General features: G+C 67.9%; 17 protein-coding genes. 9 read left to right on the top strand and 8 right to left on the bottom strand.

Annotated elements, in window-relative coordinates; genetic code table 11:
* Positions 1 to 172: 172 nt before the first annotated feature.
* The 7 genes from ACN0V4_RS15365 to ACN0V4_RS15335 all read left to right on the top strand — a co-directional run bounded on the left by ACN0V4_RS15365 (position 173) and on the right by ACN0V4_RS15335 (position 12557).
* The gene (locus ACN0V4_RS15365; RefSeq protein ID WP_417677644.1) at positions 173 to 460 is read left to right on the top strand and encodes a YggT family protein; all 288 of its coding nucleotides are present in this window, start codon (positions 173 to 175) and stop codon (positions 458 to 460) included.
* A 185-nt stretch (positions 461 to 645) separates the two neighbouring features.
* A complete protein-coding gene (gene recQ, locus ACN0V4_RS15360; RefSeq protein ID WP_417677642.1) occupies positions 646 to 2688 on the top strand; it encodes a DNA helicase RecQ in 2043 nt (680 codons plus the stop codon).
* Positions 2689 to 2719: 31 nt separating this feature from the next.
* Entirely contained in the window at positions 2720 to 3499 is a 780-nt protein-coding gene (gene yaaA, locus ACN0V4_RS15355; RefSeq protein ID WP_417677640.1) for a peroxide stress protein YaaA, read from the top strand.
* Between the two features lie 102 nt (positions 3500 to 3601).
* Complete coding sequence (locus ACN0V4_RS15350; RefSeq protein ID WP_417677638.1) at positions 3602 to 9043, top strand: alpha-2-macroglobulin family protein; 5442 nt, start codon at positions 3602 to 3604, stop codon at positions 9041 to 9043.
* Positions 9043 to 9603 (top strand): putative glycolipid-binding domain-containing protein, encoded by a 561-nt coding sequence (locus ACN0V4_RS15345; protein WP_417677636.1) that lies wholly within the window; start codon positions 9043 to 9045, stop codon positions 9601 to 9603. The genes ACN0V4_RS15350 and ACN0V4_RS15345 overlap by 1 nt, the downstream gene beginning before the upstream one ends.
* Positions 9596 to 11647 (top strand): penicillin-binding protein 1C, encoded by a 2052-nt coding sequence (pbpC, locus tag ACN0V4_RS15340; RefSeq protein ID WP_417677634.1) that lies wholly within the window; start codon positions 9596 to 9598, stop codon positions 11645 to 11647. The genes ACN0V4_RS15345 and pbpC overlap by 8 nt, the downstream gene beginning before the upstream one ends.
* 61 nt (positions 11648 to 11708) lie before the next feature.
* Entirely contained in the window at positions 11709 to 12557 is an 849-nt protein-coding gene (locus tag ACN0V4_RS15335) for a 2-keto-4-pentenoate hydratase (protein ID WP_417677632.1), read from the top strand.
* A 161-nt stretch (positions 12558 to 12718) separates the two neighbouring features.
* On the opposite strand, the gene ACN0V4_RS15330 is transcribed toward ACN0V4_RS15335, so the two are convergent.
* The 5 genes from ACN0V4_RS15330 to ACN0V4_RS15310 all read right to left on the bottom strand — a co-directional run bounded on the left by ACN0V4_RS15330 (position 12719) and on the right by ACN0V4_RS15310 (position 20369).
* A complete protein-coding gene (locus tag ACN0V4_RS15330; protein WP_417677630.1) occupies positions 12719 to 13522 on the bottom strand; it encodes a hypothetical protein in 804 nt (267 codons plus the stop codon).
* Between the two features lie 139 nt (positions 13523 to 13661).
* Complete coding sequence (locus ACN0V4_RS15325; protein ID WP_417677628.1) at positions 13662 to 15704, bottom strand: hypothetical protein; 2043 nt, start codon at positions 15702 to 15704, stop codon at positions 13662 to 13664.
* Positions 15701 to 18493: a DUF4159 domain-containing protein gene (locus ACN0V4_RS15320; protein ID WP_417677626.1), complete on the bottom strand. Its 2793-nt coding sequence runs from the start codon at positions 18491 to 18493 to the stop codon at positions 15701 to 15703. Before ACN0V4_RS15320 ends, ACN0V4_RS15325 begins: the two co-directional genes overlap by 4 nt.
* The gene (locus ACN0V4_RS15315) at positions 18490 to 19365 is read right to left on the bottom strand and encodes a DUF58 domain-containing protein (protein ID WP_417677624.1); all 876 of its coding nucleotides are present in this window, start codon (positions 19363 to 19365) and stop codon (positions 18490 to 18492) included. Before ACN0V4_RS15315 ends, ACN0V4_RS15320 begins: the two co-directional genes overlap by 4 nt.
* Complete coding sequence (locus tag ACN0V4_RS15310) at positions 19362 to 20369, bottom strand: AAA family ATPase (RefSeq protein ID WP_417677622.1); 1008 nt, start codon at positions 20367 to 20369, stop codon at positions 19362 to 19364. Before ACN0V4_RS15310 ends, ACN0V4_RS15315 begins: the two co-directional genes overlap by 4 nt.
* A gap of 75 nt (positions 20370 to 20444) precedes the next feature.
* Between ACN0V4_RS15310 and ACN0V4_RS15305 the strand changes: the two genes are divergently transcribed.
* Positions 20445 to 21026 carry a DUF1285 domain-containing protein gene (locus tag ACN0V4_RS15305; RefSeq protein ID WP_417677620.1) on the top strand — a complete coding sequence of 194 codons (582 nt, stop codon included), beginning with the start codon at positions 20445 to 20447 and terminating at the stop codon, positions 21024 to 21026.
* 51 nt (positions 21027 to 21077) lie between these two features.
* A complete protein-coding gene (locus ACN0V4_RS15300; protein WP_417677618.1) occupies positions 21078 to 21839 on the top strand; it encodes a hydroxypyruvate isomerase family protein in 762 nt (253 codons plus the stop codon).
* 57 nt (positions 21840 to 21896) lie between these two features.
* Here the strand turns inward: ACN0V4_RS15300 and polA are convergent, their stop codons facing one another.
* The 3 genes from polA to ACN0V4_RS15285 all read right to left on the bottom strand — a co-directional run bounded on the left by polA (position 21897) and on the right by ACN0V4_RS15285 (position 26122).
* Complete coding sequence (gene polA / locus ACN0V4_RS15295) at positions 21897 to 24701, bottom strand: DNA polymerase I (RefSeq protein ID WP_417677616.1); 2805 nt, start codon at positions 24699 to 24701, stop codon at positions 21897 to 21899.
* 90 nt (positions 24702 to 24791) lie between these two features.
* Positions 24792 to 25208: a hypothetical protein gene (locus ACN0V4_RS15290; protein ID WP_417677614.1), complete on the bottom strand. Its 417-nt coding sequence runs from the start codon at positions 25206 to 25208 to the stop codon at positions 24792 to 24794.
* Positions 25209 to 25369: 161 nt separating this feature from the next.
* The gene (locus ACN0V4_RS15285) at positions 25370 to 26122 is read right to left on the bottom strand and encodes a Stf0 family sulfotransferase (RefSeq protein WP_417677612.1); all 753 of its coding nucleotides are present in this window, start codon (positions 26120 to 26122) and stop codon (positions 25370 to 25372) included.
* Positions 26123 to 26262 lie beyond the last annotated feature (140 nt).

Raw genomic sequence — 26262 nt, 5'->3', positions numbered from 1 at the left:
GGGGGAGAGGCAAGCGTCGATCGCCGGCCCGCGCGGTTCCGTTGCGCGATATGATCGACCCGCGCCCCGATCTGCCGCAATACGCCAGCGAATGACGCGCAGGGATCACGCGGGGCTTGCCCTCAGGTCCGCTCGACCTTAGGTCAGGGGTCGGTTTGAAAGGGAAATTTCGATGCAGTCTCTGTTCCAAGTCCTGATGCTGATCTTGAGCATCGCTCAGTTCTTCATCATCGCCCATGTGATCATGAGCTGGTTGATCAACTTTCAGGTGCTCAACACCAGACAGCAACTGGTGGCACAGATCTGGTATGGTCTGAACCGGGTGCTGGAGCCGATCTATGGCCCGCTCCGCCGTCTGCTGCCGCCGATGGGCGGGCTGGATCTGGCGCCGCTGATCGCGCTCTTGGGCATCTATGTGATCGAGATCGTCCTGCGCAACAATATCGGGCTGTTCTACTGAGGGCGCATTTTCCGCTCCCGGCGCCTGCGGCGGGCTGCGGAAGCCTCCGGCGGGAGTATTGGGGCAGAGAAGAAGGCGCGCGGCGGGGTAAGGCGCCCGAGGTTGCGCCGGTCCTGCCCTTGTCCCCCGAGTCGCGCTGTGGGACAGTGGCGGCCTGAGCAGTTCTTCCCCCCAGAGGCCCAACCATGACCGACCCGCTGCCGCTTTTGCGCGATGTCTTCGGATTCGACGCCTTCCGCCCCGGGCAGGAAGAGATCGTCGAGGCCGTCGCCAAGGGCGAGAACGTGCTGGCGATCATGCCGACGGGCGGCGGCAAGTCGCTCTGTTTCCAGCTTCCGGCGCTGATGCGCGAGGGGGTCACGGTGGTGATCTCTCCGCTGATCGCGCTGATGCGGGATCAGGTGCGCGGGCTGCAGGAGGCGGGCGTCGAGGCCGGCGCGCTGACCTCGGGCAACACCCAGGAAGAGACCGACGCGGTCTGGGAGGGGCTGGAGGCCGGGCGGCTCAAGCTTCTCTACATGGCGCCGGAACGGCTGGCCTCGGGCGCGGCGCTGGGGATGCTGCGGCGGGTTGGCGTCAGCCTGATCGCGGTGGACGAGGCGCATTGCGTCAGCCAGTGGGGTCATGATTTCCGCCCCGATTACCTGCGGATCGGAGATCTGCGCCGCACGCTCGGCGTGCCGCTCGCCGCCTTCACCGCCACCGCGGACGCGGAGACGCAGGAGGAGATCGTCCAGAAGCTGTTCGACGGCGAGCCGCCGCGCGCCTTCCTGCGCGGCTTCGATCGGCCGAACATCCATCTGGCCTTTGCGGCCAAGGACAACCCGCGCCGCCAGATCCTCGACTTCGCCGCCGCCCGCCGGGGCAGCTCCGGCATCGTCTATTGCGGCACAAGGGCGAAGACCGAGGCGCTGGCCAAGGCGCTGGGCGATGATGGCCACAGCGCGTGCTTCTATCACGGCGGCATGGAGGCGGAGGATCGCCGCGCGGTCGAGACCCGCTTTGCCCGCGAGGATGGGTTGATCGTGGTCGCCACCGTCGCCTTTGGCATGGGGATCGACAAGCCCGACATCCGCTGGGTGGCGCATGCCGATCTGCCGAAGTCGATCGAGGCCTATTATCAGGAGATCGGCCGCGCCGGTCGCGATGGCGCGCCGGCGGAGACGCTGACGCTCTATGGTCCCGACGACATCCGCCTGCGGCGGTCGCAGATCGACGAGGGGCTGGCGCCGCCCGAACGCCGCGCCGCCGATCATGCCCGGCTGAATTCGCTTCTGGGTCTGGCCGAGGCGCTGGGCTGCCGGCGGCAGGCGCTGCTGGCCTATTTCGGCGAGGCGTCTGAGCCTTGCGGCAATTGCGATCTGTGCGAGACGCCGCCCGAGCTGTTCGATGCCACCACCCCGGTCCGCATGGCGCTTTCGGCGATCCTGCGGACCGAGGAATGGTTCGGCGCCGGTCATCTGACCGATATCCTGATCGGCAATATGACCGACCGCATCCGCGAGCGGGGGCATGACCGGCTGCCGACCTATGGGGTGGGCAAGGGATACGACAAGCGGCAATGGGCGGCGATCTTCCGGCAGATGATGGGGCGCGATCTGGTGCGCCCGGATCCCGAGCGTCACGGCGCGCTGAAGATGACCGATGCCGCCCTGCCGGTGCTGCGCGGCGAGGCCACCATCACCCTGCGGCAGGATGTGATCCGCCAGGCGGCGGGGCGGCGTCCGGCGGTCAGGGCGCTGGTGTCGGAGGAGGATGCGCCGCTGCTCTCGGCCCTGAAGGCCAAGCGGCGGGCGTTGGCGGAGGCGGCCAAAGTGCCGGCCTATGTCATCTTCCCCGACCGCACCCTGATCGAGATGGCCGAGAACCGGCCGGCCAATCTGGATCAGATGGCGCGGGTCAACGGGGTGGGCGCGAAGAAGCTGGAACGCTATGGCGCTGAGTTCCTGGCGGTGATCAACGGCGAGGTGGAGGAAACCCACCCGGCGCGCCGCAAGCTGGCGGGTCATGATGCCGGCGGCCTTTACGACCGGCTGCTCGAGGCGCAGGCGGTATTGGCGCGGGGCGAGGCCGGCACCGAGAAACCGATGAGCTGTTCCGCCGCGGAGCTGGCCAAGCTGGCGAAGATGCGGCCGCGCGATCACGGCGATCTGGTGCGACTTCTTGGCGAGCGTCGGGCAGAGCGTTTCGGCCCCGCCTTTCTGGACGTGTTGCGCGACGCGGGCTAGATCCCGGGGAAACGGATTTGGGGAACTGAGCATGTTGGTGGTGATCTCTCCGGCGAAGAAGCTGGACTGGGCGGAACGCGATCTCGAGACGACCGAACCGGGCTTTCCGGCCGAGGCGGCGGCACTGGCCGAGGTGGCGCGCGGGCTGAGCGCGGAGGATCTGCAAAATCTGATGAAGATCAGTCCCGATCTGGCCAGGTTGAACCGCGACCGGTTCCGCGATTTCCAGGACAGGCCCGCCGCCGATCTGACCCGTCCCGCCGCGCTGGCCTTTGCCGGCGATACCTATCAAGGGCTTGAGGCGGCCTCGCTCGATCCCGATGAAATGGACTGGGCGCAGGATCATCTGCGGATTCTCTCGGGGCTTTACGGCGTGCTGCGGCCGCGCGACGCGATCCAGCCCTATCGGCTGGAGATGGGCAGCCGGCTGAAGACGCCGCGCGGCAAGTCGCTCTATGACTGGTGGGGCGACAGGATTTCCAAGGCCCTGAACGATCAGGCGGCGGTGCTGGGAACCGATGTGCTGATCAACTGTGCCAGCCAGGAATATTTCGGCGCGGTCGATCCGGCGGCGCTGACGCTCCGGGTGATCACCCCGGTCTTCATGGAAGACAAGGCGGGTGGGCCGAAGATCGTCAGCTTCTATGCCAAACGGGCGCGGGGTGCGATGGCGCGGTTCATCATCCAGCGCCGGCTGAGCGATCCCGCCGGGATCGTCGATTTCGACTTGGGTGGTTATGTCTATCGCCCCGATCTGTCCGAGGCCGACAAGCCGGTTTTCATCCGCCCCTATGAGGCGAATTCGAAGTAAATCCCGGCCAATGTCCGCTGCCGGCCCTCGCGGCGGTGGAGAGGAATCCTTGCAAAGCCCGCGCCGTCCTGCGACCCTTGCGGCCACAGGACGGAGGGTTTCATGAACCATTTTCTGCGCGCGTTTTTTTCGATTGTTTTCATCGCCTTTGCCGGGGCTGCCCTGGCGCAGCAGGCGCAACCTCCGATCCCGGCCTTCCGTTATATCGGCACCGGCGACATGGATTTCTATGGCTCCGATCTGGACGCGCTGTTCGACACCGATCTGGACAGTTGCCTCAAGGCCTGCACGCTGAACGACCGCTGCACCGCCTTCACCTTCAACACCCGGTCGAACGCCTGTTTCCCCAAGAACGGGGTGAGCGAGCGCAAGCCCTATACCGGCGCCGTCTCGGCCGAGAAGGTGGCGACCCCGGCCAAGGTGATGACGCTGGGCGGCAAGCGGGCGGCCGAGCTGACCTTTCTCAAAAGCGATGATTTCGACGGTGCGCGAGACCAGGCGCGCAGCCTGGGGGTGACCCATCGCGCCGGCGGGATCGAGCTGCAGGCCGCGTTGGACGCCGCGCGCAACACCGATGACACCGCCCAGGCGGCGATCTGGACCGGCATCGCCGTGGCGCTGAGCGATCAGGGCGCGCTCTGGACCGAATACGGTCGGCTGCTGCTGGCGATTCACACCGACAATGACACGCTGCGGCAGGATTATGATCAGCGCGCCGGGCTCGCCGCGCTCAACGGTTACCTGCGGGCGGACAAGGATCCGGCGCGGGTGACCGCGCTGCAGGTTCTGGCCGAGGCGCTGGAGCGGCAGGGGCGCGGGCGCGACATGCTGTTCGCGCTCAGGCTCGCCAGCCAGATTCAGCCGCGTCCCGACATTCTCGCCGCGCTGGACGAGGCGGTGGGCAAATACGGCTTCCGCATCACCGATACCACGGTTGAAAGCGACAGCGAGGCGCCGCGCATCTGCGCCCAGTTCTCGGAACCGCTGGTGCAGGCGGGGGTGGATTATGAAACCTACGTCAAGCTGCCCGCCCCCGGTCTGGTGGTCGAGGCGAAGGACAGCCAGCTTTGCGTCGACGGGGTCGAGCATGGCCAACGCTATGTGGTGACCTTCCGCAAGGGGCTGCCGGCGGCGAGCGGGGAGACCTTGGCCAAGGATGTCGAGATCACCCATTACGTCCGCGACCGCAGCCAGACCGTGCGTTTCCCCGGCCGGGCCTATGTGCTGCCCAAGGCGGCAGAGGCGGCGCTGCCGGTGCAGACGGTCAATGTCGACAAGCTCGACCTGACGCTCTACCGGGTCAGCGACCGCAACCTGATCCGCGCCATCCGCGACGATTTCTTCGCCCGCCCGCTGAGCCAGTGGCAGCAGCAGGAGCTGTCCGACAGTATGGCGGTGGAGATCTGGAAGGGCACCGGCGAAGTTCAGAACAGCCTCAATCAGGACATGACGACCCGCCTGCCGATGGCCGCGGCGATCGCCGGTCAGCCGGCCGGGATCTATGCGCTGGTGGCCAAGGTGCCGGGCGCCGACCCTTATGACAATCCGGGCGCGACGCAGTGGTTCGTGCTCTCCGATCTGGGGCTTTCCACCATGTCGGGTGCCGATGGGCTGCATGTGCAGGTCGAGGGGCTGTCCGACGCTCAGCCGCGCGCCGGGATCGAGATCAGCCTGATCTCGCGCGCCAATGGTGTGCTGGGCACCGCCGTCACCGATGCCTCTGGCCAGGCGCTCTTCGCGCCGGGGCTGGCGCGGGGCACCGGCGGCGCGGCGCCCGGGCTGGTGCTGGCCCGGCAGGGGGAGGAGGACATGGCCTTCCTGTCGCTGACCGAGCCCGCCTTTGACCTGTCGGATCGCGGTGTCGCCGGCCGGGCGCCGGCGGGGCCGATCGACGTCTTCCTGACCACCGATCGCGGCGCCTATCGCGCCGGCGAGGTGATCAATGCCACGGTCCTGGCGCGGGATGATACCGCGCAGGCGATCGACGGTCTGCCGCTGATCGCCATCCTGTCGCGCCCCGACGGGGTGGAATACAGCCGCCAGATCTCGGACGGTGGCCATGCGGGCGGCCATGTCTTCAGCTTCCCGGTCGGTGCCAGCGCCCCGCGCGGCAGCTGGCGGCTGGAGGTGCGCAGCGATCCCGATGCCGCGCCGCTGGCGGTCCAGACCCTGCTGGTCGAGGATTTCCTGCCCGAGCGCATCGATTTCGCGCTGAGCCTGCCCGATGACGCCATCCACCCCGGCGACACCCCGCCGCTGCATATCGAGGCGCGCTATCTTTTCGGCGCCCCCGGCGCGGATCTGAGCGTCGAGGGGCAGGTGAGCCTGCGCGCCGCCACCAGTGTCGATGGCTGGCCCGGCTATCGCTTTGGCCGCTATGACGCCGAGAACCGGCCGCAGAGCAGTTTCTTCGGCGGCGAGAAGACCGATGCCAAGGGGCTGGCCGATGTCGGTATCGACATCCCGCGGCCCGAGGCCGAGGGCCAGCCGCTGGAGGCCGAGGTGATCGCGCGGCTCGCCGATGGCTCCGCCCGGCCGGTGGAACGGCGCCTGACGGTGCCGGTGCGCCCCGACAGCGCGGTGATCGGCATCAAGCCGCTGTTCGACGATGTGGTCTCCGAAGGCAGCGAGGCGGGGTTCGAGGTGATCGGCCTTTCGTCGGATCTGAAGCCGGAACCGATGACGGTGCATTGGACGCTGAACCGGGTCGAGACGCAGTATCAGTGGTATCAGCTTTACGGCAATTGGGATTGGGAGCCGGTGACCCGCCGCAGCCGCGTCGCCAGCGGTGACGCGACGCTGGGCGCGAGCCCGCTGCAGATCGCCCATCCGGTCGATTGGGGCCAATACGAGCTGGTGGTGGAACGCACCGGCAGCGACTATGCCGCGGCCTCGGTCGATTTCTATGCTGGCTGGTATGTCTCGGGCGATGCCTCCTCGACGCCGGACCGGCTGGATCTGTCGCTGGACAAAAGCTCTTACGCGGTGGGGGATACCGCCCAGCTCAGGATCGTGCCGCGCATGGCAGGCACCGCGCTGATCACGGTGATGGCGGATCGGGTGATCTCGCGTCAGGCGGTGACGGTCGCGGCCGGTGAGACGGTGATCCCGGTTGCGGTGACAGAGGATTGGGGCACCGGCGCCTATGTGACGGCGACAGTGATCCGACCGATGGACGTGGCTGCCGGCCAGATGCCGGCGCGGGCCATCGGCCTGGCCCATGCTGCGGTTGATCCCGGCGACAAGGCGCTGGCGGTCTCCATCGCCGCGCCCGAGCTGACCCGCCCGCGCGGCACCGAACGGGTGCGCGTCGATGTGGCCGGCGTCAAACCGGGGCAGGAGGCCTGGTTGACCCTGGCTGCGGTGGATGTGGGCATCCTGAACCTGACCGGGTTCAAGAGCCCGGATCCGCAGGCCTATTATTTCGGCCAGCGCCGCCTGGGGGTGGAGCTGCGCGATGTCTATGGCCGGCTGATCGACCCGATGAACGGGGCGATGGGCAGCGTCCGTTCGGGCGGTGACGGCGGCATGGGGGCAGGGTTGCAGGGCCCGCCGCCGACGCAGGATCTGATGGCGGTCTTCTCCGGCCCGGTGCGGGTGGGCGAGGATGGCGCCGCCTATGTCGATATCGCCCTGCCCGATTTCAACGGCACCGTGCGGCTGATGGCCGTGGCCTGGACCGATCATGCGGTGGGGCAGGCGCAGTTCGACATGATCGTGCGCGACCCGGTGGTGGTGACCGCCAGCGTGCCGCGATTCCTTGCGCCGGGAGACGAGGCGCGGGTGCATCTGGAGATCGCCCATGCCGATGGGCCGGTGGGCCAGACCTCGGTCGCACTGAGCGTTCAGGGCGAGGGCATCACGCTGGGGGTCAATCCGGCGCCTTTCACCCTGACCGAAGGCGGCAAGGTGGCGCTGGACATCCCGGTGCGCGCCACCCAGGCCGGCGATCCGGTGATCGAGCTGGCCTTGACCACCCCGGCGGGGCAGGTTCTGAACCAGAGCCTGCGGCTGCCGGTACGCGCCAATGATCCGGAGATCGCCCAGACCCGCCGCTTCACGCTCAAGGGCGGGCAGAGCTTTGCCTTTACCGAGGATGTCTTTACCGGCCTGCGCGCGGGAACCGGCAGCGCCATCCTCTCGGCCGGTCCGCTGGCGCGGTTCGATGTGCCGGGGCTGTTGGCGACGCTTGATCGTTATCCCTATGGCTGCACCGAACAGGTGACCAGCCAGGCGATGCCGCTGCTCTATCTGTCCTCGGTCGCCGATGCGCTGGGGCTGGGCAATGGCCCGGCGGTCGACAAGCGGATCGACGAGGCGGTGACGCGAATCCTCAGCCGGCAGGCCTCGGGCGGGTCGTTCGGCATGTGGCAGGCGGATTCGGGGGACTTCTGGCTTGATGCCTATGTCACCGATTTCCTGTCGCGGGCGCGGGCCGAGGGGCATCCGGTGCCCGACCGCGCCTTTGCCCAGGCGCTTGATAACCTGCGCAACCGGGTGAATTACGCTCCCGATTTCGACGCCACCGACGACGCCGGCGGTGATATCGCCTATGCGCTGATGGTGCTGGCGCGCGAGGGCGCGGCGGCGATGGGCGATCTGCGCTATTACGCCGATGTGAAGGGCGGCGATTTCGGCACGCCCTTGGCGGCGGCGCAATTGGGCGCGGCGCTGGCGGCCTATGGCGATCAGCCGCGCGCGGATGTGATGTTCGCCCGCGCCGCGAAACTGCTGACGCAGCAGAAAGCGGAGGAACCCCGGTTCTGGCAGGCCGATTACGGCAGCGCCTTGCGCGATACCGCCGCGGTGCTGACCCTGGCGATCGAGGCCGGCAGCACGGCGGTGGATCAGGCCGCCTTGGCCACCCGCGTGGCGCAGGCCGGCGATCAACGCTCGACCCAGGAATCGGTCTGGACCCTGCTCGCGGCCCATGCGCTGGTGAAATCGCCCGAGGTCTCGGGGCTGCTGGTTGATGGGCAAACCGTCGCCGGCCCCTTCGTGCGCCGGCTGGCGGATGACGGCGCGGGCGGCCAGACGATCACCGCCGTCGATGGCGCGACCACCGATCTGACGCTGACCACGCTCGGCGTGCCCGAGGTGGCGCCGGAGGCCGGCGGCGGCTATGCGATCACCCGGCGGTTCTATACGATGGAAGGCAAGCCGATCGAGGGCAGCAGCTTCCACGTTGGTGACCGCTTCGTCGCGGTGCTTGAGGTCACGCCGGTTGAAAAGCTGGGGGCGCGGCTGATGGTCAACGACCCGCTGCCGGCGGGGTTCGAGATCGACAACCCCTCGCTCCTGCGGTCGGGCGATGTCGGGGCGCTGGATTGGCTGAGCCTGTCCGAGGCCGATCATACCGAATTCCGCTCGGATCGCTTCCTGGCGGCGGTGAACCTGCGCGATCCGGACAAGATCACCCTGGCCTATGTGCTGCGGGCGGTGACGCCGGGCAGCTTCCATCAGCCGGCGGCCTCGGTCGAGGATATGTATCGTCCGGCCTTCCGGGCACGGACCGCGACCGGCCAGATCACGGTGGCCGAGTGATGCCGGGCCGCACCGTCGCCATGGCGCATTGGCGCCGTCTGGACGGTGACGGCACCGACCGCTGCACCCTGTCGCGCGCCGATCAGGGCTGGCTGCTGTCCGGCCAGGCCGATTGGCGCGAGGCGGGGGTGGAGCATTCGGTGCTCTATACCGTGCGCTGCGGGCCGGATTGGGCGACGCTGTCGGCCGATATCACCGGCGAGCGCGGCGGCGCGCCGGTGGAGTTGCGCATTCAGGCGGGGTCCGAGGGATGGCGGCTGAACGATGTGCTACAGCCGGCGGTGGCGGGCTGCGTTGATATCGACCTCTGTTTCACCCCGGCCACCAACCTGCTGCCGCTGCGGCGGCTGGGCGCCGGGGCGGAGGAGATGTCGCGACTGCGTGCTGCCTGGCTGGTGCCGGGGCTCGACCGGTTGGAGTGTCTGAACCAAAGCTATGCCCCCTGCGGACAGGGGGCGATCGATTACGCCTCGGAGAATATGCAGGCGCGGCTGGAGGTTCATCCGAGCGGATTCGTGACCCGCTATCCCGGGCTTTGGGACGGCTGGGTCGATGCCTAGACGGCCGCGCTTCGTGCGGGGGCTCATCGCGGTGGCGCTGGTGCTTTATGCCGGGGCGCTGCTGCGTGATCGGTTCGACGCCTGGGTGGCGGCGACCGACCTGCCGCCGGTTCTGGCCGAAACCTCGGTCGAGGTGCGGGACCGGGAGGGGCGCTTGATGCGCGCCTATCCGGTGGCGGACGGGCTGATGCGGCTGGCCCCGCCCGCGGCCGGTGGCGTCGATCCGCGCTTTGTCGCCATGCTGACGGCTTACGAGGACAAGCGCTTTGCCAGCCATTCCGGTGTCGATCCCCGGGCGATGATTCGCGCTGTCGGGCAGGCGGTCTCGAACGGGCGGGCGGTCTCTGGCGGCTCCACCCTGACGATGCAGGTGGCGCGGCTGCTGGAGGATGGCAGCACCGGCCGCTGGGCCGGCAAGCTGCGACAAATCCGGGTGGCGCTGGCGCTGGAACGGCGGCTGGACAAGGCGGCGATCCTGTCGCTCTACCTGACGCACGCGCCCTATGGTGGCAATCTTGAAGGCATCCGCGCCGCGACGCTGGCCTGGTTCGGCAAGGAACCTGGCCGGCTGACCCCGGCCGAGGCCGCGCTGCTGGTCGCCCTGCCGCAAGCGCCGGAAACCCGCCGCCCCGACCGCCATCCGGAGGCGGCGCGGGCCGCGCGTGACCGGGTGCTGGCCCGGATGCTGGCGGCGCATATTATCACCGCAGAGGAGGCGGAGGGCGCCTCTCACGCCTCCCTTCCGCGCGCCATGCGGCCCTTTCCGATGCTGGCGCCGCATCTGGCCGACCGCGCCCGTGCCGCCGATCCGCTGGCGCGGCGGGTTGATCTGACGCTGGACGCCGATCTGCAGGCGCGGCTTGAACCCCTGCTGCGCGAGGCGGCGGAGCAGGCCGGGCCGCAGGTTTCCGCCGCATTGGTGGTGGCGGATCATCGCAGCGGCGATATCCTCGCCTCGGTCGGATCGGCGGGCTATGGCGACGGCCTGCGCCAGGGCTATGTCGACATGACCGAGGCGCTGCGCTCGCCCGGATCGACGCTCAAGCCGGTGGTCTATGGGCTGGCCTTCGATCAGGGGCTGGCGCATCCCGAAACGCTGATCCACGACGGGCCGGTGATGTTCGGTCGCTATGCGCCGCGCAATTTCGATGGGCTCTATCGCGGCGATGTCAGCATCCGCCAGGCCTTGCAGATGTCGCTGAACATTCCGGTCGTCAAGCTGACCCGCGATCTCGGCCCGGCGCGGGTGATGGCGGCGTTGCGCCGCGCCGGCGTCGATCCGCAACTGTCCGGTGGCGCGCCGGGGCTGGCCATTGCCCTGGGGGGGCTTGGGGTGACGCTGGAGGATCTGGTGCAGCTCTATGCCGCGCTGGCCGAGGGCGGGCAGGGGCCGGTGCTGCGCTGGCGCGCCGGGGAACCGATGACCAGGGGCGCGCGGGTGATCTCGGAGGTGGCCGCCTGGCAGGTGGGCGACATCCTGCGTGGCCTGACGCCGCCGCCCGGGGCGCCGGCGCGGGTGCTGGCCTATAAGACCGGCACGTCTTACGGCCATCGGGATGCCTGGGCGGTGGGCTATGACGGGGCGCATGTGATCGGCGTCTGGATGGGGCGGGCCGATGGCACCCCGGTGCCCGGCGCCTTCGGTGGCGAGCTGGCGGCGCCGGTGCTGTTCGAGGCCTTCGGGCGCTTGAAACCGGCCTTCGACCCGCTGCCGCCGCCGCCGCCCGCCACGGTGATCACCACCACCGCCGATCTGCCGCAACCGCTGCGCCGCTATCGCCCGCGCGGCGAGGTGGTGCAGAGCGAGGGGCCGAGGCTGACCTTTCCCCCCGATGGCGCCCGACTGGCCCCGGGCGACGGACGGCTGACGCTGAAGCTGAACGGCGGCGCCGCGCCCTTCACCGTGCTGGCCAACGGGGCGCCGGTGGAAACCGGGGTTTACGGCCGGGAATTCGACATTCCGGCGCCGGGCAAGGGGTTTTCGACCCTCGTGGTCCTGGACCGCGAAGGGCGATCGTCCCGGGTTTCGGTGGAGCTTCAGTAACGCTTGCGCGAGCCGGGACTGCGCCTAGGATGGGGCCAGCTCATCTGTGGGAGGAGAGACGATGCGTTCCGCAAACTGGATATTGGCCGCCGCCCTGTGCGTCGCGGCCCCGATGGCCCAGGCCGCCTGTGCCACCGAGGAGGAGATCGACGCCTTTGTCGACGCCTATAGCAGCAAGATGCCGGCCAAGGCGCTGTCGCCCGGCGGTGACATGGCCGATGCGATCTGTTCACAGGCCAAGCTGATCCTGGCGCTGTCCGATGTGATGGGGCCGGTCGTGGGCTATAAGGCCGGGCTGACCAGCGCACCGGCGCAGGAGCGTTTCGGGGTGAGCGAACCGGTGATGGGTGTGCTCTATCACGACACCATCCTGCCCGACGGGGCCGAGGTGGCGATGCCCTGGGGCGCCGTGCCGGTGTTCGAGGCCGACCTGATCCTCGAGGTTGGTGACGAGGCGATCAACGAGGCGCAGACAGTGGATGAGGTGATGGCCCATGTCGCCGCCGTGCGCCCCTTTATCGAGCTGCCCGATCTGATGCTGGCCAAGGGCGAGACGATCGACGGCGTCACCCTGACCGCCATGGGCGTTGGCGCCCGCTATGGGGTGATGGGCGAGGGGATCGCGGTGACCGACCCGGCGGCGATGACCCAGGCGCTTGGCGCGATGCAGGTGGTGCTGCGCGCGGCGGATGGCGAGGTTCTGGCCGATGTCCCGGGCGCGGCGGTGCTGGGGCATCCGGCGCAATCCGTCCTCTGGCTGCGCGACAAGGGGGTGAAGTTCAAGCCGGGCGATCTGGTCTCGGTCGGCTCCTTCGGGCCGCTGATGCCCCCCGCCAAGGGCAAGGGCGGCGCCAGCGTCACCTATGTCGGCCTGCCCGGCGATCCGGTGGTGCGGGTGACGTTCAAGTAACGGGGGAGCGGGGCGGCGGTGCTGGGTTGCTGGGAGCGCTCGAGAGACCGCCGCCGCAACCGGAGCCGGGAGGGGAAGGGGGGCGGCGGAAATCTGTGGGGGCGCTGCCTGTCTTGGATGTCAGCTTCGCGGGACGAAGCCGCCGGTGGCGCGGCTAGAATCTATGCCGGCAAGACCGTGCGAAATGTCCCCGGCACAAAGCATGACCGAAGCAGGTCGCGCTGCTTGTTGAACGTCTCACGGTTTTTCGAAACGTCAGCGAAGTTTTCGGAAACCTGAATGAGAACCCCGTTTTCGTCACGCGATGCCCTATGCGCCCGGCCAATCACTCCCTCTACATCGTATGTCCCCGCCCATTCTGGGCCGAAATAATTGGCCCAAGAGAGTTCTGGCAGATAGGTGAACTGACGTGGAAAGGTTCGCCGCCGCATATCTGGTCTGACAAGGTTTCCATCGGAGGTCACGCGAGCAGTGAAGGCGATCTCACCCGCAACAGGTCCATCGAAACTCAGGTAATCAAGTCTCTTGACTTCTTCGGGTGGAAAGCAGTGCAGCATGCCATATGCAGGCTTCAAGATAGTGCATAACTTGCTGAAAAGTTGAAGCCAATCGACGCTACCGGCAATCCTGGCGGAAAGCTGGAATGTCGAGGCGGCGTCACGCCCGGAACGATCCCCATGGGTCACTGTTCCCGTGCTTGCCAGCGACGTCCTGCGCCGCCAGATGGGGCCGAATTTGAACTCGGTGGCTCCCCCTTCTATTCTGGTTATGGCGTCGATAGACCAATAGCGGCTCCAGGTTTCTCGGTCCGCCACGGGGATGTTCACAGGTTCGTGCCAGTTGACGAACTCTGGCTGTAGCTTCCCCCCAAATTCCAGAAGCAGTTCATAAACGGCCAGTCCAATGGCTACCGAGGAAATGTCTTCATAAGTGGTGATACCGATAGCAATTCTTGGTTGTTTCAAATCTTCGCCTCGCTGCTCTCACTGTACCGTAGGTGATTTGTATTGTTGGGTCCAACGGCGGCTAAGGGCTCTGAGCGGTCCTTGGCGAGCGTGGCGCGCGATACTTCCGGCAACACATCCGAGGGAGCGGGGCCGCCCCTTACCGCCGCCCCTCCCTCAGCCATCCGGCCAGGATCAGCGCCGAGGCGAGGATCAGCACCAGCCAGGCGGGCAGCAGCGGGGTCTGGCGGAGGTCTCGGGTCTCATAGGCGCCGCGTGGGGTCAGGCCGATCCAGCCGCGTCCGGCGGCGGGGCGGCCTTCGCGGACGTCGCGCAGACGTGGCAGCCCGTCTTCCAGAGATTTGATGCCGCCGCGCAGGGGGGCGATCACCGGCTGCATCACCTCTCCGGTGGCGATGGTCTGTTCGAATTCCTTCGGTGCCGCCGGGCCCAGGCCGATCACCGCGCTCTGCTCCCCCTCGACCAGCCGGTAAAGCCCGATTTCCGGCCCCTGATAGGTCGCCTCGTAGCGGCCGGGAGAGACCTCGCGCAGCGGCACCTGATCGGTGCCGCCATCGGGGCGGGTGACGGTGACCGGGCCGACGGTGTCGCCCAGGGTGCGGCGGATGATGCGCATGGTCTGGCCGGTGGGTTCGGCCCAGAGCGCCTCTTCCTCCAGCTCGGGTTCCTTCATCATCCAATGGGCCAGCCGCCGCAGCAGTTCCAGTTGCGGCCCGCCGCCCTCGTAGCCCCGGCTCCACAGCCAGGCGTGATCCGAGGCGAGGAGCGCGACCCGCCCCTCTCCCACCCGGTCGAGGATCAGGAGCGGCCTGCCCTCGTATCCGGTCATGACCACCTCGCCCGAGGTCGGCTCGACCTCGATCTGCCTGAGCCAGGAGCCCCAGGTGGCCCCGTCGCCCAGATCGGCGGTGACCGGGTGGCGCTTGCCCAGATCGCTGACGGTGGGGCGATAGCGTTCCTCGATCACCCGGGCGCTCGGCCGGGCCGGCAGCACCGGCGCCAGGGGGGAGCGATAAATGCTTGCGGCATTGGCGAAGTCCGGGCCGGCGGCGACCAGCACGGCGCCACCGCCACGGACGTATTCGGCGACATTGTCGAGATAGAGCGCCGGCAGGATGCCGCGCCGCTTGTAGCGGTCGAAGATGATCAGATCGAAATCGTGGATCTTCTCCATGAACAGCTCCCGGGTGGGAAAGGCGATCAGTGACAATTCCTCGACCGGCACGCCGTCCTGTTTCTCCGGCGGGCGCAGGATGGTGAAATGCACCAGATCGACCGAGCTGTCGGATTTCAGCAGGTTGCGCCAGGTGCGCCCGCCGGCGTGCGGCTCGCCCGAGACCAGCAGCACGCGCAGCCGGTCGCGCACCCCGTTCATCTGGATCAGCGCAGAGTTGTTGCGGTCGGTCAGCTCGCCCTCTGCCGCGGGGACGGAAAAGCGGATCACGTTGCGGCCGCCATGCGGCAGGGTCAGCGGCAGGTCGATGTCGCGGCCGATCGGCACCTGGAACCGCTCCGGCGCGCTGCCGTCGACCGAGATATCCAGCGGTGCCATGCGGTCGTCTTGTGGTGCGGCGCCGCTGTCCTCGACCCGCAGGGTCAGGGTGACGGATTCGCCGATGATGGCGAAGGCGGGGGCATTGCGGACGATCAGCCGGCGGTCCCAGTCGGTCTTGTGCCCGGTCAGCAGCAGATGCAGCGGCGCTGGCAGCTCGGGGGCGCGGTCGATGTCGTGGACACGCCCGTCCGACAGCGCGATGATCCCGGCGACCCGGGCGCGGGGTTCCTCGGCCAGGGCATTCGCCAGCGCGGTCATCAGCTGGGTGCCGTCATCGCCGGCGCCATCGGGCACGCGGATACGGCGCAGCTCGGTATTCTCCCGCGCGGCGATCTCTCGCGCCAGCGCATCGGCGGCGGTTTTGGTCTGGGCGGTGCGGTCGGAGAGGCCCTGGCTGGCGCTCTCGTCCTCAAGCAGCAGGACGATATCGCTGAGGGGGGCGCGGTCCTCCTGCCGATAGGAGGGGCCGGCAAGCGCCGCCAGAACCACCGCCCCGGCCAGCAGCCGCAGCCCCCAGCCCGACAGGCCGCGCCAAAGCGCCAGCCCCACCGCCAGCGCAGTCAACGCGGCCAGGGCGGCAAGCGCGGGCCAGGGCAGCAGCGGGTCGAAGACGATTGAACCGGTCATTGTCCCAGCCTGTCGAGAAGGGCGGGCACATGGACCTGGTCGGACTTATAGTTCCCGGTCAGCACATACATCACCAGATTGACGCCAAAGCGCAGCGACAGTTCGCGCTGCCGCTCGCCGGTCATGCCGCGGCCGACCGGCAGCAGCGGGTTGCCGTTGCGATCCACCGCCCAGGCGCCGGCCCAGTCGTTGCCACCGATCACCACCGGGGTCACCCCATCGTTGAGATTGCGGAAGGGCATGCCTTCGACCTGTTCAGCGTCGGGGGGCGCAGCCTCGACCCAGACCGGGGCATTGGCGCTGCGGCCGGGAAAGTCCTGCAACAGATAGAAGGTGCGGGTCAGCACGTGATCGCGCGGCACCGGCTCCAACGGCGGGATGTCCAGGGGCGCGGCGATCTCCTGCAACTTGCGGCCGTTGGGGCTGGCGGCGCCAAAGCTTGCCACATCGGCGTCGCGGGTATCGAACAGGATCATCCCGCCCGAGCGGAGGTAGTCGTTCAGCTTGGCATAGGCGGCGTCCGAGGGGCGCGGCTGGTCCGGGGTGATCGGCCAATAGAGGAAGGGGAAGAAGGCCAGCTCGTCCTTGTCCAGATCAATACCGATGGGCACGGCCGGTTCGATCGAGGTGCGAAAGAACAGCGTATCCGACAGGCCCTTGAGCCCGGCCTGGGCGATATCGTCCAGCTTGGTGTTGCCGGTCAGCACATGGGCGAGGGTCAATTCGCCGGCGGCGCGGATGGCGAATTCGGTTTCGGCCTCGGTCGGCTGCGGTGCGGTGGCCTGTGCCCGCGCCTCGCCCTGCGGCAGGGCGGTGAGCAGGGCGATGGCGATGGCGGCGATCCGCCCCCGCTGCGGCAGCAGCCGCCCGCCAAGCGCGAGAGAGGCGATCACGTCGAGCGCCAGCAGAACCAGCGCCAATGCCAGCAGCGGGCCGCCGATCGGGCGTTCGGCGGACTCCGCCATGGTCTCGACCGGCACATTGGCGGGCCAGTCGGCCGGGGTGAGCACATCATCGGCCCCCAGCACGTTGCGCGCCAGTCGCCGCTTGCCGCTGTCATAGACGCCGGGGCGCAGATCCGGGCCGAGCGGGGCGGCGGCCAGGGTCGGACCGTCGACCCCGGGCAGGGCGCCGGCATCCGACAGCGTGCCGAAGCCGTCCATCACCTGTACCGGTCGCCAGGTGGTGCCCGCCAGCTCCTCGGCCGAGGGCGGTTTGGCGGCGGAGGAGATGGCGAGCCGTTCCAGCATCTGCACGAAGAGGCCCGAGAGCGGCAGGGAGGACCATTCGGCATTGGCCGTCACGTGAAACAATACGACCTGCCCCTGTCCCAGGTTCTTGCGGGTGACCAGCGGCGTGCCATCGGTCAGCGCCGCGATCACCCGGTCGGCCAGTGTCGGGTCTGGCTGCGCCATGACTTGGGCGCTGACCGAGACATCCGCCGGAATCGGCAGGCCGGCAAAGGGTGAATCGGGCGGGAAGGCGGCCAGCGTCTTGGGGGCGCCCCAGCTCATCGCGCCGCCGACGGTGCGGCCGCCGCTGCGCAGGCGCACCGGCATCAGCGGGTCTTCCTCGGCGCGGGACACATCGCTGGCGGCCAGATGCGGGCCGGCGAAGCGCAGCAGCATGCCGCCCTTTTCCACCCAGTCGGTCAGCGCGGTCTTTTCCGCCGGCGCCAGGGTGGCGACATCGGCCAGCACGATCACGTCGGGATTGGCCGGCAACAGATCCATCAGCCCGCCATGCAGCAGATCAGCCGAGGGTTTCAGCGCCTGTTGCAGGTAGTGCAGCGGCGACAGCAGCTCGAGCCCCTCGCGATTCTCACGACCCGCGATCAGCGCCACCTCGCGTCGGCGCAGGCGGTCGTCGGTCAGCGTCACCGCCCCGGCAGAGCGTTGGCCCTGCACCTCGAACCGGGTGACGCGGGCGCGCAGTTCCGCCGGCAGCGACAGCGCCAGATCGGCGCTCAGCGCGCCATCTTCGAAGCGGACGGGCGTGCTGGCCAGCATCCTTGGCGTGCCGGCGGGGTCGAGCCCCTGGGCCAGCACCGCCATCTCGCGCGCCGGGCCGGGGAGCGAGCGGTAGAGCGTCAGGTGAATAGCGCCGTCCTGAAAGCTGGCCGGGCCGATGCCGATCACCGGCTGGCCGGTCTCATAGACCGTGAGTGCGCCCTTCGCCTGCAGCGCCGCGATCAGCGCCGCGCGTCCGGGATGGGCGAGCCCGTCGCTGAGCCAGCGGCTGTCGAAGCTTTCGGTGGCGGCCTGAACCGCGGCGCCGGCCTGTGTCAGCTGCGCTTCGGTCGGCAGCCAGGCGGCGGGCTTCAACCCGGGCAGGCGGCTGCGCCAGGCATCGGCGGATTGGAATTGCAACGGCTCGGGCGCGGTCAGCGACAGGATCGCCACCGGTCGCCCGGCGCGGCCCGCTTCGGCCAGTTGGGTATCGAGATGGGCGATCAGGTCGGCCCAGCGGGGGGCGCCGGCCCAGTTGGCGTCCAGCACGAACAACAGCGGTCCGCGCCCCGTGGCCTGTTGCTGCGGGTTCAGCACCGGCCCGGCCAGACCCAGGATGATCGCCGCCAGCGCCAGCATGCGGATTAGCATCAGCCACCAGGGCGTGCGGTCCGAGGTCGCCTCGTCATCCTTCAGACCGAGCAGCAGCGCCACGCCGGGGAACCGCCGCCGCACCGGTGCCGGCGGGATGGCCCGCAGGATCAGCCAGAGGATCGGCAGCGCGGCCAGCCCGAGGAGCAGCCAGGGCGCGGTGAAGCCAAGGCCCAGCAGCGTCGTCATCGCATGCCCCCGTCGAGCGCACGGTAAAGCCACAGCAACGCCGACTGTGCGCTCTCGCCAGTGTGGTGGGTGCCGAACTGCCAGCCGGTGACCCGGCAGAGCCGATCGAGCCGGTCGCGCCGCTCCGCCAGCCGGTCGAGATAGCGGGCGCGCAGATCCCCGGCCTTCAGGGTTTCATGGCGAAGCGTGCCGCCAACGCTTTCAAAGATGGTGCGGCCCTGAAAGGGAAACTCCTCCTCCGCCGGATCGAGCAGTTGCAGCAGGACGCCGCGCACGCCACGGTCGGCCGCCTTGGTCAGCGCCAGCTCGACCTCCTGCATCTCGCCCAGGAAGTCGGAGATAAAGACCGCCCGCGCGTGCGGGATCATCGCCCGGTGTTCGGGCGGGGTGTAATCGGTTTCGGCATCCTCGATGAAGGCCTCGGCCAGCCGCAGGATCTGCGCCTGTCCACGCCGGGGCGGCAGGGCGGTGCCGGTCAGCCCCACCCTTTCGCCGCCGCGCACCAGCAGGATCGCCAGCGCCAGCCCCAGCAGACGGGCGCGGTCGGCCTTTTCCGGCAGCGCCTTGGAAGAGGCAAAGCGCATCGAGGCGCCGCGATCGACCCAGAGCATCACCGATTGCGCGATCTGCCATTCGCGTTCGCGCACGAATTGCAGATCCCCCCGGGCCGAGCGGCGGTGGTCGATCATCCGCCGGCTGTCGCCGGGCTGGGCCGGGCGGTATTGCCAGAAATCGTCCCCCATCCCGGCGCGTCGGCGGCCGTGTTCCCCCAGCAGGATGGTGCCGGCCAGATGGTCGGCACGCGCCAGAAGCGGCGGCAGGCTGGCGGCCTCGGCCTCGGCGCGGGCGCGCAGATGGGGGGCGGTGATCACGCCGCGGCCTCGGCCCGGATCAGGCCGGCGGCGGTGTCGTCGATCAGATCGGCCAGGCTGTCGCCGCGGGCGCGGGCGGCAAAGGTCAGCGCCATCCGGTGGCTCAGCACCGGGCGGGCCATGTTCAGCACATCCTCGACACTGGGGGCGAGACGACCTTGCAGCAGGGCGCGGGCGCGCACCGTCATCATCAGCGCCTGTGCCGCGCGCGGGCCTGGACCCCAGGCGACGGTTTCGGCGACGCGATCCGACACGCCGGGTTCCTCGGGGCGGAAGGCGCGCACCAGATCGAGGATCATCTCGACCACAGACTCGCCCACCGGCATCCGCCGCAGCAGGGTCTGCGCCGCCAGCAGCTCGGCGACTGAAAACACCTCGGTCGCCGCCTCTTCGCTCACCCCGGTGGTGGCGAGCAGGATGTTCCGCTCGGTCTCGCGATCCGGATAGGGCACGTCGATCTGCACCAGAAAGCGGTCGAGCTGCGCCTCGGGCAGCGGATAGGTGCCCTCCTGTTCGATCGGGTTCTGCGTCGCCAGCACATGGAAGGGCGGGCCAAGCGGGCGGTCCTGCCCGGCCACCGTCACCACATGTTCCTGCATCGCCTGCAACAGCGCCGACTGGGTGCGCGGGCTGGCGCGGTTGATCTCATCCGCCATCAGCAACTGGCAGAAGATCGGCCCGGGCACGAAGCGAAAGGCACGGCTGCCGTCGGCGGCGGTGTCCAGAACCTCGGAGCCCAGGATATCGGCGGGCATCAGGTCGGGGGTGAACTGGATGCGATTGCCCTGCAGCCCCATCACGGTGGACAGGGTTTCGACCAGCCGGGTCTTGCCCAGCCCGGGCAGCCCGATCAGCAGCGCGTGACCGCCGCACAGAAGCGCGGTCAGCGTCAGCTCGACCACCCGTTCCTGGCCGATGAAACGGCGGGTGATCGACGCCTTGGCGCGGGCCAGCTTGTCTTCGAGCGCCTCAATCTCGGCGACCAGATCGGCGGTGTCAGACATGGGATTCCTTTCGTGGGCCTTTCGTCGGGCTTATATGGTGTTAGTGTAACCTGCGCGAAGAAAATGGCAAAAGCGATGAGCGGACAAAAACCTGTGACACCCTCGGCCGATGGCATCGCCAATGCGGTACGTGCTGCGAAAACGCGCGGGCTTCCGCCTGTGCATCTGTGGAACCCGGATTTCTGCGGCGATCTCGACATGCGGATCGCGCGGGACGGGACTTGGTTCTATCTCGGCACCCCGATCGGGCGGCCGGAGCTGGTCAAGCTGTTCTCCTCGATTCTGAAGAAGGAAGACGGCAAATATTTCCTGGTCACCCCGGTCGAGAAGGTGGGGATCACCGTCGATGACGCCCCCTTCCTCGCGGTGGATTTCGAGGCGGAGGGTGAGGGCCGCGATCAGGTGCTGACCTTTACCACCAAGACCGGGGATGTCGCCGTCGCCGGCCCCGATCATCCGATCCGGGTGGTGCGTGATCCGGAAACCGGCGAACCTTCGCCCTATGTCCTGGTCCGGACCAATCTCGAGGCGTTGATTGACCGCAAGAGCTTTTATCGGCTAGTCGAACTGGGAACGCACCATGACGGCTGGTTCGGGGTATGGTCCTCGGGGCAGTTTTTCCCCATCATTCCCTCGTCGGAGCTTGAGACCGCCTGAGGGCGGGCAGTCGGCGCCGTCGGTTCATGTGCTATCCCGAAGGAAGACAAGATGCCGAAACTTGCCGCCAATATCTCTCACCTCTTTCCCGAGCGATCGTTTCCGACCCGGTTTCAGGCCGCCAAGGACGCCGGGTTCGAGGGGGTGGAGATCCTCTTTCCCTATGACGTCCCCGCGCAGGAAATTCGCGATGCTTTGGACGGCGCCGGACTGAAGCTGGCACTGATCAACGCGCCGCCTCGTGACGTGGTCCCCGATTACCCGGCGCTGCCCGGCGGCGAGGAAGGGTTCCGAGCGGCGATGGAGGCGGTACTGACCTATGCCGCCCCGCTGGCGCCGGATGTGATCCACGTGATGGCGGGCTATGCCGAGGGCATGGAAGCGGAAGAGGCGCTGGTCGACAACCTGCGCTGGTTGGCCGATCTGGCCCCCGATCAGACGTTCACCATCGAACCGCTGAACCTTGGCGATCAGCCACGCTATTTCCTCAGCGATTACGATCTGGCGGCGCGGGTGCTGGAGCGGGTGGGCCGCCCCAATCTGGGGCTGCAATACGACAGCTATCATGCGCAGAAGATCCATGGTGACGCCCTGGCAGTCTGGGAGAAGTTCCGCCCCCTCGTGCGCCATATCCAGCTTGGCGCCCCGCCGGAGCGGACCGAGCCGCGGCTGGGTCAGGGGCCGGTCTATTTCCCGGCCTTGTTCGCCGCCATCGCCACCGGCGGTTACGATGGCTGGATCAGCGCCGAATATCGCCCGACCACCGCGAAGACCGAGGATAGCCTGGGCTGGATGTCGGGATTAGGCGTCTAGGTCAGAGGCGCGGCGCCCGACCCGAGGGGCCGGGCGCGAAGGACGGGGGCGGGGGGCCTAGTGTGCCTCGGCCCAGTTCCGGCCCTTGCCGACGTCGGCCACCAGTTTGACGTTCAGATGCACCGCCGGGTCGGCGGCGCCTTCCATCACCTCGCGGGCGCGGGCGGCCACGGTATCGACGGCATCTTCATCAACCTCGAAGATCAGTTCATCGTGCACCTGCAGCAGCATCTTCGCCGGCAGGCCGGCGATCGCTTGCGGCATGCGGATCATGGCACGGCGGATGATATCCGCCGCCGTGCCCTGGATCGGCGCGTTGATCGCGGCGCGATAGGCGAAACCGGCACGCGGGCCCTTGGCGTTGATCTCGGGCGTATGGACGCGGCGCCCGAAGAGGGTGCGGACGAACCCGTGTTCCTTGGCGAAGGCTTTGGTCTCTTCCATATAGTCCTTGATGCCGGGGAAACGCTCGAAATAGCGGTCGATGAAGCCCTGCGCCTGGGCCCGCGGAATGCGCAGGTTGCGGGCGAGGCCAAAGCCTGAAATCCCGTAGATCACGCCGAAGTTGATGGCCTTGGCCTGTCGCCGAATCTCGGGTGTCATCTGGTCGAGCGGCACGTTGAACATTTCCGACGCGGTCGCGGCGTGAATGTCCTGGCCTTCGGCAAAGGCCTGTTTCATCGCCGGCAGGTCGGCCATATGCGCCAGAATCCGCAATTCGATCTGGCTGTAGTCGAGGCTGAGCAGCAGCTTGCCCTCTTCGGCGACGAAGGCCTCGCGAATGCGGCGGCCCTCTTCGCTGCGCACCGGGATGTTCTGCAGGTTCGGGTCGGTCGAGGCCAGCCGCCCGGTCGCCGCCCCCGAGATGATGTAGGAGGTATGGACCCGCCCGGTTTCCTTGTTGATATGATCCTGCAAGGCATCGGTATAGGTCGATTTCAGTTTCGACAATTGCCGCCAGTCCAGCACCCGGGCCGGCAGATCGTGACCTTCGGCCGCCAGATCCTCCAGCACGTCGGCACCGGTGGCATAGGCGCCGGTCTTGCCGCGCTTGCCGCCGGGCAGCGACATCTTGTCGAACAGGATTTCGCCCAGCTGCTTGGGTGAGCCGACGTTGAAGTTTTCGCCGGCCAATTCGTGAATTTCCGCCTCGAGCCCGGCCATCTTCTGGGCGAAGGCATTGGACATCCGGCTCAGCACTTCGCGGTCGACCTTGACGCCGGCCATCTCCATCTCGGCCAGCACCGGCACCATCGGGCGTTCCAGCGTCTCGTAGACGGTGGTCACCTTTTCGCGGTGAAGCTGCGGCTTGAAGGTCTCCCACAGGCGCCAGGTGACATCGGCATCCTCGGCGGCATAGGCGGTCGCCTCTTCGATCGGGACGAAATCGAAGGTGATCGCCGATTTGCCGCCGCCCAGCAGCGGTTTGATCGGGATCGGCTCGTGCCCCAGATAGCGTTCGCTCAGCGTATCCATGCCATGGCCGTGCAGGCCCGCGTGCATCGCATAGGACAACAGCATGGTGTCGTCGATCGGCGCCACCTTCACCCCGTGGCGGGCAAAGATCTTGGCGTCGTATTTCATGTTCTGCCCGATCTTGAGGATGGCGTCGTCCTCGAGCACCGGCTTCAGGCAGGCCAGTGCGTCTTCGACCGCGATCTGCCCCTCGACCAGCGCGGTGGAGCCGAACAGGTCGTCGCCCGCCCCGGTCTTGTGGATCAGCGGAATATAGCAGGCCTTGCCCGCCGCGGTGGAGAGCGAGATCCCCACCAGATCGACGATCATCTCATCAAGGCCGGTGGTCTCGGTATCCACCGCCACCACGCCGCGCTCACGGATCGCGGCGACCCATTTCTCCAACGTCGCCAGATCGCGGACGCAGTCGTATTTGGACGTGTCGAAGGGCACCGCCTCCGGCGCCGGATCGTCGCCCGCGGCCGGTTGGCTGGGGATGTCGGCGATCACCGGCGCCTCGGCGCCCAGCTTTTCGGCGATGCGTTTGGAGAGGGTGCGGAACTCCATCTCGGCCAGGAAGGGGAGGAGCACCTCGGGGTCGGGCTCCTTCACCTCCAGGTCGTCGAGCGAGAAGGTCAGGGGCGTGTTGCAATCGAGCTGCACCAGCTTCTTCGACAGTTCGATCTGCGCCCGGTTGTCGATCAGCGCCTGCCGGCGCTTGGGCTGCTTGATCTCCTCGGCGCGGTCCAGCAGGGCTTCGAGCGAGCCGTATTCGTTGATCAGAAGCGCGGCGGTCTTGATGCCGATCCCCGGGGCGCCGGGCACGTTGTCGACCGAATCGCCGGCCAGCGCCTGCACGTCGACCACTCGGTCGGGATCGACGCCGAATTTCTCGCGCACACCCTCGATGTCGATGCGGCGGTTCTTCATCGCGTCGAGCATCTCGACCCCGCCGCCGACGAGCTGCATCAAGTCCTTGTCCGAGCTGATGATGGTCACCCGCCCGCCAAGGTCGCGGGCCCGGGTGGCGAGGGTGGCGATGATGTCGTCGGCCTCATATCCCGCCATCTCCTCGCAGGCGATATTGAAGGCCTCGGTGGCGCGGCGGGTCAGCGGCATCTGCGGGCGCAGCGCCTCGGGCATCTCCTCGCGGTTGGCCTTGTAGAGGTCATACATATCGTTGCGGAAGGTATGGCTGCCCTTGTCGAAGATCACCGCCACATGGGTCGGCGCGTCGGGGCCGCTGGCGTCCTCGACGTATTTCTGCAGCATGTTGCAGAACCCTGAGACCGCCCCGATCGGCAGCCCGTCGGACTTGCGGGTCAAGGGCGGCAGCGCGTGAAAGGCACGGAAGATGAAGGCAGAGCCGTCGATCAGGTGCAGGTGGCAGCCTTTTCCGAATGTCATGGCCTCGTCTCCCCTAGCTGGTGATGCCCGCCCGTAATGCCATGCGGCGTCTGCGGGGGCCAGTGGGGAATGGGGGGCTTGTCCGTCGCTTCAGCGCAGCAGGCTAGGCACCAGCGCGATTGCCCCGGTCCAGAACAGATAGGTCATCGTCGCCATGGCGGCGATGTTGAACAGGGCGACCAGAACGCCGACCCATCGCCATCCGCCGACCTGTGGCGTGCGCCAGGCAGTTCGGACAATGGCCGTCCATAGGGCGGCATGAAACAGAGTCAGAAAGGTGATCCAGCCGCCCATCAGGATACGAAACTGTCCGGGGGAGAGGACCCAATGCGCGACAAGGAACAGAGTGAAGCCGAAGGGGGCAAAGACCAGCGCGGTCCCGAAACCGCCGATCCAGAACGTGTCGCCCAGCGACAGCCGCGCCGCCAGAAGGTCCAAGAACCAGCGCGGCGTGAAATAGCGCTTCCGCTCGGCGGCAATTGAGGCTGTGTCGATTCCGGATGGCATAATACTGCCTCTTGGCGGGTAGGAAGGTGAGATGTTTTCTCTCTATAGATGAAAGCGCTGTGGCTGCAACGGCCCGGAGCCGTCCTTGAACCTCGGTCCGGTGCCGTCCCGCCTAGGGTCATCCCGACAGCAGCCCCTAGGCGCGCCGCCGGGCGCCCGGCTCACCTCCCCGACCGATACCGTTCCACCCAGTTCCGGCTGGTCTCGTCGGCCAGTTTCCTGACCCCCGGCACCACCCCGCAGGCCGCCTCGGACTCCAGCCCCAGACGCTCCAGCACCCCGCGCAGCACGCCCAGGGGATCGCTCGACAACGCGTCGTAAGAGATCCGCAGCGGCCGCACCCCCTCACGCGCGAACCAGTCCTCCCAGGCGCGGTCATGGCCCTCCATCGTTTCGATGGCGGCGCGGATCGCCTCCCGGTCATAGGCGGGATCGCGATGCGGGGCGAGCCGCTCCAGCTCGCTGCCGTCCGCCGCCACATGCCACAGCCCGGTCTGTTCCGCCTTCAGATAGGACACCGCCTGCGCCAGCTTGTCCGCCCGCTGCAGATAAACGAACAGGGTCTCGCCAAAGACCTGCCGGAACCGGGCGACATCGCCCGCCGCCTCCGGGCAGAGCTCCGCCAGCCGCGGCAGGAAAAACTTCAGGCTATGGGCCTGCAGGCGCAGCCCGAACACCCCGGTGCCGGCGTTGCCCTCCCGGATCGCGGCACGAAAAACGGCATCGAGCGCCGCGCGCTCGGTCGCCCCCGCGTCCGGCACGATGCCAAGCCTCTGTTGCCAATCCTCGACCGCGGGCCGATGGAAATAGGAGGCCGGCCTGCCGGCAACCCTGGTCACCGTCAGCAGCTTGCACAGCAGGGTGCTGCCGCTGCGCGGCGCGGTACAGATCACGTAAGAGTCGTATATCGTCATGCGTGCCGGGCTAGGTTCTGAACCCATAAAGGGGATTCCCTGAGGGGCTGGTGCGTGCTTCCCTTCCGTTATCGGAGGTGAGCATGGCACGTTTTGATCTGACCGACTTCGAATGGGAGCTGATTCAGCCCCTTCTTCCC

Origin of the sequence: Pseudodonghicola sp. (genome assembly GCF_048268305.1) — a bacterium.
GTDB lineage: Bacteria > Pseudomonadota > Alphaproteobacteria > Rhodobacterales > Rhodobacteraceae > Pseudodonghicola.
This window is presented reverse-complemented; position numbering and strand designations above follow the sequence as displayed.

Coding starts and splice junctions, on each gene's coding strand:
- recQ (WP_417677642.1), top strand. CDS start 646: ATGACCGACCCGCTGCCGCTTTTGCGCGATGTCTTCGGATTCGACGCC.
- ACN0V4_RS15300 (WP_417677618.1), top strand. CDS start 21,078: ATGCCGAAACTTGCCGCCAATATCTCTCACCTCTTTCCCGAGCGATCG.
- ACN0V4_RS15305 (WP_417677620.1), top strand. CDS start 20,445: ATGAGCGGACAAAAACCTGTGACACCCTCGGCCGATGGCATCGCCAAT.
- ACN0V4_RS15285 (WP_417677612.1), bottom strand. CDS start 26,122: ATGACGATATACGACTCTTACGTGATCTGTACCGCGCCGCGCAGCGGC.
- ACN0V4_RS15325 (WP_417677628.1), bottom strand. CDS start 15,704: ATGACCGGTTCAATCGTCTTCGACCCGCTGCTGCCCTGGCCCGCGCTT.
- pbpC (WP_417677634.1), top strand. CDS start 9,596: ATGCCTAGACGGCCGCGCTTCGTGCGGGGGCTCATCGCGGTGGCGCTG.
- ACN0V4_RS15345 (WP_417677636.1), top strand. CDS start 9,043: ATGCCGGGCCGCACCGTCGCCATGGCGCATTGGCGCCGTCTGGACGGT.
- ACN0V4_RS15365 (WP_417677644.1), top strand. CDS start 173: ATGCAGTCTCTGTTCCAAGTCCTGATGCTGATCTTGAGCATCGCTCAG.
- ACN0V4_RS15310 (WP_417677622.1), bottom strand. CDS start 20,369: ATGTCTGACACCGCCGATCTGGTCGCCGAGATTGAGGCGCTCGAAGAC.
- ACN0V4_RS15350 (WP_417677638.1), top strand. CDS start 3,602: ATGAACCATTTTCTGCGCGCGTTTTTTTCGATTGTTTTCATCGCCTTT.
- ACN0V4_RS15290 (WP_417677614.1), bottom strand. CDS start 25,208: ATGCCATCCGGAATCGACACAGCCTCAATTGCCGCCGAGCGGAAGCGC.
- ACN0V4_RS15335 (WP_417677632.1), top strand. CDS start 11,709: ATGCGTTCCGCAAACTGGATATTGGCCGCCGCCCTGTGCGTCGCGGCC.
- yaaA (WP_417677640.1), top strand. CDS start 2,720: ATGTTGGTGGTGATCTCTCCGGCGAAGAAGCTGGACTGGGCGGAACGC.
- polA (WP_417677616.1), bottom strand. CDS start 24,701: ATGACATTCGGAAAAGGCTGCCACCTGCACCTGATCGACGGCTCTGCC.
- ACN0V4_RS15320 (WP_417677626.1), bottom strand. CDS start 18,493: ATGACGACGCTGCTGGGCCTTGGCTTCACCGCGCCCTGGCTGCTCCTC.